The following is a 12028-nucleotide window of genomic DNA, read 5'->3' as shown; positions in this document are numbered from 1 at the left end:
CATACTCGAGATCAGCGTGATACGTTTTTTCCCGACAAAGGAGATGTCACTCGCTGAGCTCAGCGTCAGCTTCTTCTCAGCGAACAACCGCATACTGGCGTTTTGCGCCTGGACATCCACTGGCCCTTCTCCGGATTTCAGGCTAAGTTGACCAGTGCGGGCAAAGAGCCCCAGTTTCTCTCCGGCCAGCGTGGTAAGATTGCCCATCGTTCCGACGCTGATATCGCCCCCGGCGTTAACCGCCAGGTTCCGGCCTGCTGCCAGCTGCATATCTTCACCACTGGTCAGGGCCATGCCTTCCGGCGCCGAGAAAAGCACCGCTTCATTGAGCGGTTTCAGCCGCTGCTCAAACATCTGTATTTGGCTGTCGACATCCCCCTTCAGCGCCTGCGCTTTTTCTGCGGCCATTTCCAGCTGTTGCAGTTGCTGATTAAGCCTGTCGATTTCCTTCAGCGCTGCATCCATGTCCAGGGCCTCGCCCTGCGCTTTCGCCTGCGTATCCGCAGCGACCAAGAGTCCCTTCCCTCCTCCCATCGTTCCCCCCCCATCGTTACACAGCCCTGTGCCTTTCCCGCGAAGCTGCCCCTTGCTGTCCACCATGTGCCCGCTGTTGAGCTGCGTCTTGCCGTATTCCGTGGCGAGTTTGATGTGCTCCTCACCGCGTTTGTCTTCCATCCGCAGCTTGTTGTTCGCCGGGGTGCGCAGCACGTTGCGCGTGTGATTGTCCCGGTTCACGAGGTCGGGATGTTCGGAGTCGTGTAGCGCATAAGCGATGTACGGCAGGTCAATATCACCATTGCTGTACGCAATCGCCACTTCGGTGCCATCGATGAGCGGCGTATGCCAGCCCAGCGTTTCACCGGCATAAGGCTTCGCCATCCGCAGCCACAGGTAACCGTAACCGGATTCCGTCCCCTCCCGGTCGAAGTCCAGTTTCACCCGATAGCGCCCCTGCTCGTCCAGGTGTGCGTAGGTATCATTTTTTTCGCGACTTTCGATCCGGGCCGGAAGCGTACCCGGGATGACCGGGCGAGGGATCTCTACCGGACGGAAGCAGTAACGCTCGGTATAAGGCTGGCCCCAGACCGACACATGCAGACGGGAATCACGGGCGCCACGGAAGGTCACCAGCGTGAGGATCACGCCTTCTTGCAGGGCCGTAATGACGTCGCCCTGCGGCTCCAGCACCTGCCCGGGAGTGAGGTGTGCAGCATTGCTGAACAGGTGAATGCGGGCCGACCTGTTGAGCTCTCGCTCGTGGTGAAGTCGGGCGTAGAACGCGCCAGATTCAGTTTCCGGCTCCGGGCTGGCGTCATCGCCCGCTTCACGATAAGGTGCCGCGTAGCGGTAATGCTCCCCGGTGGTGACCGCATCACTGCGCACACTCACCGCCGCATCCATCGGCGTGGTGGCGGTCCGGTAGTTGTAATCCCGCGTGACGACGGTGCCGGTCGCTATGTTGTGCCAGGTCCGCACATCCCAGACCGATTCTGCCGCGCCATCAAACAACCCCGATGGCTCGCTGTACGGCAGGCGCACATCAAACTGGTAGTTCAGCTGGCTGTCGGCAAAAATGTACGTATCCAGACCGCGCACATCGTCCATCATCGTGCGCCAGTAAATGCCCACCTCAGACAAAATACGCTGAATGAACTGCAAATCCGTTTCCCGCCACTGAGTGATAATTTCACGCGGCGGGTAGGTGCGCTCCAGGCGGAAGTCAAAATCGGGTCCCTCCAGCCCGTGTTTACGCAGCACCTGCTCAACCACCTCAGGAACGGACTGGTTCTGATATACCGCGCACTGTCGGGTGTATCCCAGGAGCGCCAGGCGCGAACTGAGCGTTAGCCGGTAGTGAGACTGGTCCCTGGAGGTGGAAAGCCATTCCAGGCGGGTCACCATGCCGTGCACACTTTTGCCGCTCCGCATCCGGAAAGAGGCATATTTCATCAGCACCTCTTCCGGAGGAATGTTCGCCTGAAGCGTTGTGAACTCGATGTCCCAGCGGAATGGTTCGCTCAGTGCTTCCCTGCCGTAAAAGCGCAGAACATCCGGCTTCACTGAACTGTCATTGATATCCAGAAAATATCGGGTCTGTCCGTCAAAAAGCGCTAACCAGTTATCCATCACGTCACTCCTTCACCGGCACGAGGCTGAGCCACCCATCACCCAGTTCAATCGTGCGCGGTTTGTCCGGGTCGAGATCGTCACGGGTCAGTACCAGGCGCCATCGGTTATCCTTCTGATCCGGGCGGTTAAACAGTCCCACCACAGCCACGAACTGAGCATCTTCATCCATGGGCATATTGAGCGTCACGCTGCCTTTGGGCATCACCAGCAGAGATTTTGACGCCAGTACGTCGTCTTTAAGGACCGTATCGGCATTACGCAGCAGCGTCTGGTAATCGGCGGCATCAACCGCTTTACGATCCCTGAGCTGATAGACTCTCACCATCGTCGCCAGTGGCGTCTGTGCGCCATCAGCGTTAATGGCCGTACGCGGGGTAAAATCCAGATGCAGCGTTTTGATTTTCTTGTAGAAGATGGATTTCGTGATGCTGACCGTACCGTCCGTGACGGTCTGCGTCAGACCGCAGCCTGCGAGCAGGCTACAGGCAATAAGCGTCAGCGCCCACCAGCGGGTTACTGTTGCCATTCAAAAGTTCCTTTATTGAGAGTGGGAGTACGTGATTATTCGAAGCGGTAGTGCCCGTCTTCAGCGGACGGTAACGCAGAACATGGCAACCCTTCATAGCAGCCCAGACTGACGGTGAGACTCTCCCGACTATTGCTGAGCTTGCCAGCTTTCAGGCCCAGCAAGCCGGTGCGGCCCAGCTGGATACGTCTTCCCTTACCAAGGCGAGGCTCAGGCAGCAATCGTACGGGTACGGTGAGACGCAGTCGGGCGTCACTGCGGTAGCCGAGATAAACGCGCAACAGGACCAGTAAATCGGTATGGAGAAAACCACCAGGTAACCACCCTTCTGCTTCCTCCGGATCTTCTGTCTCCAGTGTCACCAGTACCCGACTGCATGCTTCTTTTGCCGTTTTACCCAGCGTGGCTCGCTGAGAAAGACGGATCCGATTTTCGGCACCCAGTCCGCTACGGTTATCGATATGGACCTTAACCGGATCGGGTTCGGTGATAATTGCCCGGGTATTCGGTGCCAGCAGGCTCACCAGGGCCCGGATGCCTTCTGCATTGCGGGTGGGTAATCGCATGGTGCCCAGCAGGGCCAGAAAGCGGGAAACCGGCGTCGCCACCTGCTCAGCCGTTCCCGGTATACCGAGTCCCACCAGCCCCAGCAGACACTGAGATGTGGCATCGCGGCCACCTGCCTCGAAGGTGGCCGGCCAGGCGTATTTTCGCCAGATCCGGTAATACTGGGTGGTGATGCGGTGGCTGAAAATATCCAGAAACGAGGTGACCGCCTCGTGCCCTTCGCGGCGCTGCGCAATGTCGTCCAGCCAGGACGTTGGCAGAGGGGAATCCACGCCATACATTCCCAAAAATGTCGTACGGACCGTTGGGGGCAATGTCGGGTTGTCTTCGTCGATCTCCACCGCTTTCAGGGTACTGACCGGGAATCCCATACCAGGCCAGGGCCTGAATCGTACCGGATCGTTGGCCGGATGGCTGGTGGTGCCCAGTTTCGGCGCGTCCGGATTTTCCTGCTCCAGCAGCTGGCAGAAACGATAAAAATTAGCCCGCCAGATATCTTTGTTCAGGACTAATGTCAGCCCGGTACGTGCTGGCTGTGATTCTCGCGCCATCTCAGTCGTTTTCCTGTCGGTTGCAGCACCAGCGTGAGCTGGTTAAAGAGGTGAATATCCGCGTAGAGCGCAAAGAACCGATGCAGCATCTCGCCGAAGAGATTCACATCGCCCTCGCCTGCAAAATTGTCCATGTTCAGCGTGACTTCTATGTCCACGCCCCGAAGCATAAACCCCTTTTCAAAGCGTCGAATCAGGGTGTGCTTCACCGCGACGATAGCTTCGAGCCGACGTCGGTTCATTTCATCGTCGGTCCAGTCGTACAGCGCCAGCGTGCCCCGCAGAACCTCCGGATTGTCCATCATGCTGAGGAAGTTTGAGCCGAGGTGGCTCATCACTCGCCAGTGAAAACGATCATTTGCAGGGGGATACAGCGGCATTGTCGGTGCTGTGACGTTTAATACTCTGACGGGTACTTTGCCGGTTTTGACCACCCTGTCCAGCAGGGTACTTTCCAGTGCCTTACGCGGAAGCTGACCATTGGTTCCGGTGATCCGCATCGAGAGCGACTCTGGTTTCTCAGACAGCTGCTCCAGTTCGAACGAGCGGCCGCCGAGGATCAACCAGGTGTCATACAGCCCGGACGGACCCCGCTTCACACGGGTATGGAAATAACGCTCTGGTGCATCGTGGCGCATCATCCCGCCCCTGTGCCGGAAGCTGGTGAACGGTACATAGGGGTGTTTGCCATTCTTCACCGCGCCATGGATGTTATCGACGCTGTAAATCTCGGTGTGGCCATCCTGAAGACGCAGCGGCCTGAGCAGGTATTCGTTATCCAGCGGATTAAGCGTCAGCGGGTCGGCTTCGAGGGTGAAGAGGTTGATGACCGGCGCACAGTGCAGCCGGAAGTTTTCCGTTTCAAAAGGCAGATCGGATGACCAGGCTTCACTGAGCACGATGTCGATTTCAAACCAGGAGCTGGCTTCATTTAGTCCGATGGTATCGAGACCGCGCAGCTCAACAAACATAAATTTCGGACGGAAGCTGAAATATTCCAGCAGCAGCTGGTAACCGCTGAAGGCTGTATCGGCTTTCTTCCACAGGCCGTCATTGTCATCAAAGCCCATGGGTTTGCACCAGCCATCAAACTGATGGCGTTCGGTGTATGTCCCTGCATGGCGGGCATACATGGCGTGGACGCGACGGGTCATTGCCAGATGCAGTGCTGAACTGATCGGACTCTCTGCGTTGAGGAATATGGCGACTTTGTCGATCCCGGCTTTACTCCAGTCCACTTTTTCCGGGCATTCGAAGCGCAGACGGATAGCAGAGCGGCCATCGGTTTCCGTATGCAGGCGGGCGTCCGCAAGATGCAGTGGTTGCAGGGGAACATCGCGGGTCGTCCGATACTGACAGGCGGTTTTATGCGGCCCCACAGGGCGTGAAAGCACGGAGAAGCCTTCAGCCAGCATTTCGGCCTGACGCAGGCCACGCCAGTCTGGCGAGAATTCGACGATGGCCAGCGACGGGATGGTCCGCATATAGTGCGGCCACAGCAGACTAACCAGCCCTTCGGTCAGTTCCGGCAGGTCATCATCCAGCTTTTCACGCAAACGGCCCATCAGGAAGGCGAAGCCTTCAAACAGACGTTCTACATAGGGATCGCGGGCGCCGGGTTTATCCAGATTAAGCATCGCTGCCCGATCCGGATGGGCGCGGGCAAACTCTTTACCGGCTTCTCGCAGGTAGCGCATCTCTGCTTCGTAATAGCGCAGGGTTAAATCATCCATGCACGGCATTCCTGAAAATTATTAAAGAAAACATTAACCACAGAGCACCATGGCACGGGCCGGGTCGATGGCGATCAGACCCGCCAGTAGCGTATCCATCTCAGGCATCAGACGGGCTTTATCGGATTCGCTGCGACCGGCTTTCAGGCGCAGCAGTTTCAGGCGGCGAGCCTGGACTTCAAACAACAGAGCGGGTTCCCAGTCTTCCAGCGTCAGCTTTGGTGCGCTGGTGGTCAGTTCGCCAAGCAGGTGAAGCGCCATATCATTTCGGCCATACTGCTCTGCCACCCGGGCCATCAGCAGGCGTATCAGCCAGCGATGGCGTGGTGTGTCCATCCCCGGTCGGGACTGGAGCCAGGCAAGCGCCGCCTCGGGTCCTTCCGCGTCACCTTTTTCCATAGCTTCGGATTCAAGAAGCAGCACATCGTCCGCCTGACCATTAACGACGGTAGCGGGTTCATCGCCGTACATCAGGCCCTCTTCATTCACTTTTTCAGCGATCCAGGCGGTGGTGACTTCATCAGCGAAGGGAGTTCCGTCATTCCATGCCAGCCCTTCAAGACCAGGAAGGCGCTGAAGAAGAAGCCGCATATCGAGAAGAACGGAGTCTGTCCAGGCATCCCACGGATGACCGGCATGACTGAGCCCCTGCCAGAGATACCACTGAAGATCGAGCCAGAAATGATTCACGCCTTCGCAAAACATCTGGCTGGCCTGCTCAACCAGTTCAGTCCAGTTTTTCTGAAGGTAGAGCCGCTTGAGTTGGGCCCGGTACTCGGGTTTCGGCGGTACCAGACGGGTTCGCCCGCTACTGTCCAGCGGAGGGATCTGATCGACCGTGTCCCAACGCACGGTCTTTATCAGCCGGTGAGAAGCCAGCCAGCCCTGTGGCTGCTCGCTCAGCCAGCGGGAAAGTAACTTTGCCTGGTCGAGCAAATCGCGGCCAGATTTCACCGCTGACAGTTGTGGTGAATCCGGGTGGGCAGGTTCACATCCATGCTCCTGAGCGCTGCTGTTCTGGGGGACCAGCGCTTCCATGCCACCTGAACGTGCCAGGCGGTTTTCAAGCGCAGTACAAATCCCTGCAAAAGACGGTTTCTCGGCTTCAGGCCAGTCGGCCACTATGGATTCAAGCAGGCTTATGGCACCGACAGTCAGACCGGCATCATGACTGTCGACTTCCGGCCATAAAGAAAGTGTGTCGATCATTTTTGAACTGTTCAGCCACTCCAGCGCCGCTTTCCGGGCAACCGGGCGTTGTGGATGACAGGCCTGCCCGAAGCGGGTCAACATCGCGACAAGAAGCAGTAAGCCCTCAGACAGGCCTTTTTCGCCGTCGCGGCTGAGGCGGGCCTGAATGTACCAGGTCACAACACGTATGTCTTTGGCACATTCGCAAAGACACGTCCGGGCCAGCTCGCACAAAAGCGTTGAATCGGTACCCGAAAGCTTATTGATCTCTTCACGCATAAGCTGAAAATTATCATCGTAAGCAGGATCGTCCCCGGTTTCATACCCCGAGGTGAACGGGTGCAGCCAGTTATCCCAGAGTGACAGGGCATCATTTGCCCGGGAAATGAGGCGCTGCCTTTCTTCCTGGCTGGTGGTGCAGGCCGATAACAGGGTTTCCGGTGAACTCATGTTTTTCCTTACATCATCTTTATTCAACGTCTTCAGCGCTGGTCGCCACCGTAAATATGGTGTCAGGCAGCGTAAAGCCCTGAAGTTTAAGCAATGCAAGCGGACCATCGCCCAGCTCGTTGCGCATGACAAACTTCAGAGGATTGCCATCGGTGGTGATCCACACCAGTTGTGTACGGCTGGCATCCAGCGGGGTAATGAGGGCTTTGTCCAGCAGGCGAATGAAACCCCAGTTACCCTGGTTGTTTGCATAGAGCTGCATACCGCTGTTGACACTTCGCCAGCTGAGTGACACCCCCGGATAGTACGTATTCCCCGGCCAGGTGAAGCTCTGCCAGCTTTCCATCTGGTTGAAGTAATCCAGGTTCTGTTCATCAAGGGTAAGCTGCACTCTGGCGACATCCCGCGAAGGACGCGCCATTAGTTCGAAGTGAACACCCGCATCACCCTGAGAGAACACGATATCTGACAGTTCCGCCAGCTGGTTAATCGCCCGGAGAAAATCCGTACTGACAACCATTCCCTGACTTGCGGAAGGATCAACGATCCAGAGATTCCCTTCCTGGTGGAGGATCCCGCCGAGATTCGTTTTCAGGAAGGTAGTGATTCGACCCGAGTCGCTGCGCAGGAACTGAGCCAGTAGCGGCAGGGAAGCATCGCTGCCGGTGGCTTTAAACGGATACCGTCCCGCAAAGGCCTTATTCCACTGTTCGACAATGGTCGTCTGCCAGCGGGCATTGAGGCTACCCGCAGCAGGGGCAAGAACCTGCCGCCAGGCCAGATCCAGTGGTTGCACAAACAACGACTGGCCAAATCCGTTCCACTCCTGCCCCAGGCTTGCCGCAACCAGACTGCCGTAATCGCGGGTATCGGTCAGATCGATGGCTTTGCCCTGGAACACGGTCTGGGCCAACATCTGCGACATCGCCTGCGGATCCGGGGCGCTGGTGACCTGCTGAAGCTTCAGCCGCACCTGAGTTACGCGGGCCAGCCAGGACTGGAAACTGAGGTTACCGTTGGCACCGGTGCCCTCTTTACCTTCCATCAGACCCATCAGCGGGCCAAACACGCCATCGAGCGGACCTTCAGGGCCCTGTGCCTGTTCAATAAACTGTCTGGCATTTTTTTTCTGACCGATTAGCTTTTTCGCTGAGTCCACTATCGAATCAGCCAGTGCCTCACCTTTCTGACCTGTTTTTCCCTGCCAGGCCAGCGTGTTCATCAGTGCCACCAGCGGTGACTGGCGGACATCGCCGATCAGACTGAGCTGGGCAATCGCTTCGGAAAGTGATGTGGCTTCCTGCCACTGAATGCTGTTGACCATGTTCAGCCAGGCGTTACCAAAATCGGTAAAATAGCGTTCCGTCAGACGGGCTTTCAGCGCCTCCGGGGAGATATCGCTCCCTGTCTGGTGCGTCTTATCCGTCAGTACCCAGTCAATTTCATCACGGCGGGTTATGACGACCTCGTTAATCGCATCCTGAACCTGCTCTTCCCAGGCCTGACGCGTAAACATACCCGGGACGACTTCGTCAGTGCTGAATACCGTTGAGGCATCGGTGTCGCCGGTCATATCGGCAAGCGTTAAATCAGGCCAGTTGCTGGCCACGCGCTTAAGCATGTCCTGATATAACCCGGATTCAGCGTTCCGCTGGCCAATCTGCTTGAGCAGGATCTGACGGACCGTGCTGATTAATTCAGCGTCGGGCTTAATTTTCCATTCCGGATGAGCCGGGAGATTCTGCGCATAGAAGCCCAGCAGTTTCGGTGCGAGGTCCTGCCAGGTGCCATCCGGTACATTCTGACGTTTCGGCCAGGCGACCAGTACGTTTTTTGCCAGCCAGCCTGCGTCCGCTTTATCCGGACGGGCCAGCATCAGATAACTTTTCAGCATGTCATAGGTGTGCTGTGTGCCCTGCGTACGGGCATCACTGGCAGGAGGAAGTTGCACAAAGGCATTCAACTGCTGTCTGAGACTATCTGCTGTGGCATCCCTCATCAGCTGTGCGTTGTTTTTCGCATACAGCGGCCAGAGCGCTGCCAGCGTATCGCTGTCCTGGTTAAGACCAAAGCGGGTGTACCAAGGAGCGCCGGTCACTTCACGATGTTGCAGACGGGCAATGGATTGCTGTAGTACGAGCTGGTTATGCAGGCGTTCAGCCAGGGGTTTTGCAGTATCCGCTGCCTGCCTTGCCGTCTCCTGCGCCTCATAAATCTGAGCCCGGTTAACGACGAGCGACAGCAGAGTACCGGCTCCCCATAAAAGGATCAGGGAAAGCAGGAGTAATCGCAGAACCTTCAGCCAGTTGAAGCCCAGTTTTCTGCCGCTGACGGCATCACAGTCATCAATGACTGCCTTCCATGTCGGGGTGTCGAAACGTGTGTTCGGCACCGTTCCGGCACCGGCCAGTTCCGGACTGAACATGACCCCACGTAAACGCCAGGCCGCAGATCCCTGCATCAGCCCGCTGAGTAACACGGTCAGGCTTGCCTTCAGCTCGTGTCGCAGGCGCGAGGACAACTGAAGCAGGCCGTCATGTGCCGGATTCTTCAGTATCTGTGCAATACCGACTTTTTGCAGGCGTTGTGCCAGTGTAGAAAACGCTTCACGCGCCCCTTTTACCGTGCCTTCCGGACCAAAAATAACCCCTGCTGGCGTCGTTTCCGCGTCCGGCTGAGCACCGGTAGCCTTATCAGTCAGCCACAGCCAGACAGGCGCCTGCCAGCCAAGCTGATGGTCGGCTTTCTGGCGGCAACGCAAGAGAGCATCCCGTTCGCTATCCGTCGGGAGGGTTGAAGTACTCATCACCTGAATAATGCCATCAACCGGCTGGTCAGATCGCAGACGCTTCAGTTTTGAAAGGAAGATCTCATCCGGAAGTGACTGCGCATCACCGCCATAAATCAGTACGTTGCCGTCGCCTTCCTGCCAAAGGTCATGACACAGGCCGGGAGCAGCTTTGTGAACGTCGTCCTGGTTGCCCATAACCAAAAGGAGACGCACTTTACGTTTCCAGCGGCGTCCATAGCGAAAGCGCAGGTGTTCGGACACGACGTCTTCGCTGAAAACCGGTTCATCGTCGTCTTCTTCACTGGGAATTGGGTTCGTCAACGGAGCGGCACTCTCAGCCTTTTTCTGCCCCCACTGGAAATACAACCCGGATTTACCCGCGTGGTCGAAAGCTTTCTCTATCAGCCAGCCGAGTAAAAATATCGCGGCAACCAGTATGGTGCAGAATGTGAGTATCCGTTGGCCATCATACGGCCCGAAGCCGGTGGCAGAGGCCACATTTTCCGGAAAGGCATAAAACAAAAATGCCACGATGGCTGTCAGGAAAAAGGTGACAGTCACAACGGAGCCGATGAGTGTTTTTACTTTTACCTTAGACATTCTTAGGCGATTCCTTGCGAACTTCTTCTTTGGTGATGACGGCGATCCAGATGTCGTCTTTGTCAGCGGCGGGCTGTGCGGCGATAACCTGCGAACCATTATCGCTACATGACAGCTGAGGCAAGAATAATAGCAAGCCAGGGGGCGGCGCGTCTGGCATATCCCAGAGCGGGATCAATACCATGATTGTCTTTTGACAAGCTGAATGTCACCCCGTTATCTTCACAAGCCATATTCCATCCACTTCCGCCTGAAAGGACTGGACCTGTATACCAGGCCGTTTTTAGTGCTTCAGGGGCTGTTGCGGCCCATAACAGTGCCCTGTCCAGCGTTCTTACAAGCCGGGTTTCCTGGCCCTTTTCAGGGCGATGGAGACATACCGCATCTGGATAGCCAGCAGCCTTACGGTTGCTGAGCACCACAAGGGTAATGGCATCAGCGTCACCTTCATCAGGCTGAGCAGGCAATGAAAACGTCACTCCTGCAAGAATGCCTGGAGTGTCCCAGCGCTGGTCCAGCCAGGCATCAAACCCCGCCAGACCTTTGCCCGCAAGGAGCCTGAAGACCCGTCCGGTTCTGGCCGTGAGTTCATTTCTGAAGTGCTCCTCCAGTCTGGGTCGGATATCGTCCTCACAGTCCAACATCAGGCAACAAGGAATATCCTTCGACAGGGTGTCGGTAATTTTTTGTACATGGGCGACAAGTGTTGACGTGGCGGAGATGAGTTCTGAATCCAGATCTGTCTGAAAACTGGCTAAGGCTGCATACCTGACAGCAGATTTGGAACCTCGTGGCGTTGAGGCCTCTGAAGCTGAAACGGTACGTTTAACGGATTTCACCAGTGTCCCGGGGGTATTACCTGAACAGTGTTGAACGTATGTATCGAGTATCCAGGCACAGCGCTGGCCCCGACGAGTTTCGCGATCAATAAGCGCTTCGCGCTCCGCATTCCGGGACTCAGCCCCCACCTGCTCTGCCTTGTATGCAAACCGGCGCAAGGAGAAAAGCAGTCCCCAGAGACAGAAAGGCAATCCCAGAGCAGTAAACCAGAAAATAAAGCCAGTGCGTTCTGTCGTCCAGTTCCAGAGCGTTAACACAGTCCCACCTGACATGACAAATGCCAGAAACAACAGCCAGCGGCGGGTATCAGGTCGTGGAACCTTCGCCGCCTTTTCAGGGATGGTATCCAGCAGGACAGGCATACTCAGGCAACCCTTGCAGGCACAAAAGAACTGATCAATGTGCAGCCACAACCACATTTGTGACCGTGAAAAGCAACCGGGATCCCGTTATCAAGATAATCAGGATTACCTTCGATGATAGTTGTCGGACCATGTCCAGGTATCGGGCAGGAAACCATGTCACCTTTACGCGCCACGCCAATCCCACCAAATATCATGGTGCCAGAACAGGTCATGACTGAACCGCCATGAGTGGTTTTGTCGCCTTTTCGAATAATCTGGAGCATTATTTAAAGCCTCATTGTTCA

7 protein-coding genes and 1 pseudogene are annotated in these 12028 nt (G+C 56.4%); all 8 read right to left on the bottom strand.

Annotated features, from left to right (window positions below; all coding sequences use genetic code 11):
• The coding region (locus OVA10_RS25185; protein ID WP_268197199.1) for a type VI secretion system Vgr family protein at positions 1-2127 on the bottom strand (2127 nt) is incomplete at its 3' end.
• Between the two features lie 4 nt (positions 2128-2131).
• Positions 2132-2656, bottom strand: a complete 525-nt coding sequence (gene tssJ, locus OVA10_RS25180; protein WP_050862238.1) for a type VI secretion system lipoprotein TssJ — start codon at positions 2654-2656, stop codon at positions 2132-2134.
• 35 nt (positions 2657-2691) lie between these two features.
• Positions 2692-3774, bottom strand: a complete 1083-nt coding sequence (gene tssG, locus OVA10_RS25175) for a type VI secretion system baseplate subunit TssG (RefSeq protein ID WP_268197197.1) — start codon at positions 3772-3774, stop codon at positions 2692-2694.
• Positions 3738-5507: a type VI secretion system baseplate subunit TssF gene (gene tssF, locus OVA10_RS25170; RefSeq protein ID WP_268197196.1), complete on the bottom strand. Its 1770-nt coding sequence runs from the start codon at positions 5505-5507 to the stop codon at positions 3738-3740. The genes tssG and tssF overlap by 37 nt, the downstream gene beginning before the upstream one ends.
• A gap of 33 nt (positions 5508-5540) precedes the next feature.
• A complete protein-coding gene (gene tssA / locus OVA10_RS25165) occupies positions 5541-7148 on the bottom strand; it encodes a type VI secretion system protein TssA (protein WP_268197195.1) in 1608 nt (535 codons plus the stop codon).
• Between the two features lie 19 nt (positions 7149-7167).
• The gene (locus OVA10_RS25160) at positions 7168-10539 is read right to left on the bottom strand and encodes an ImcF-related family protein (protein ID WP_268197194.1); all 3372 of its coding nucleotides are present in this window, start codon (positions 10537-10539) and stop codon (positions 7168-7170) included.
• Positions 10532-11741 (bottom strand): annotated as a pseudogene (locus OVA10_RS25155) (hypothetical protein). The gene OVA10_RS25160 and the pseudogene OVA10_RS25155 overlap by 8 nt, the downstream one beginning before the upstream one ends.
• Positions 11742-11743: 2 nt before the next feature.
• Positions 11744-12007, bottom strand: a complete 264-nt coding sequence (locus tag OVA10_RS25150; RefSeq protein ID WP_094944625.1) for a PAAR domain-containing protein — start codon at positions 12005-12007, stop codon at positions 11744-11746.
• Positions 12008-12028: the final 21 nt, after the last annotated feature.

This window comes from Lelliottia sp. SL45 (assembly GCF_026672535.1).
In the GTDB taxonomy this organism is placed as follows: Bacteria; Pseudomonadota; Gammaproteobacteria; order Enterobacterales; family Enterobacteriaceae; genus Enterobacter; species Enterobacter nimipressuralis.
This window is presented reverse-complemented; position numbering and strand designations above follow the sequence as displayed.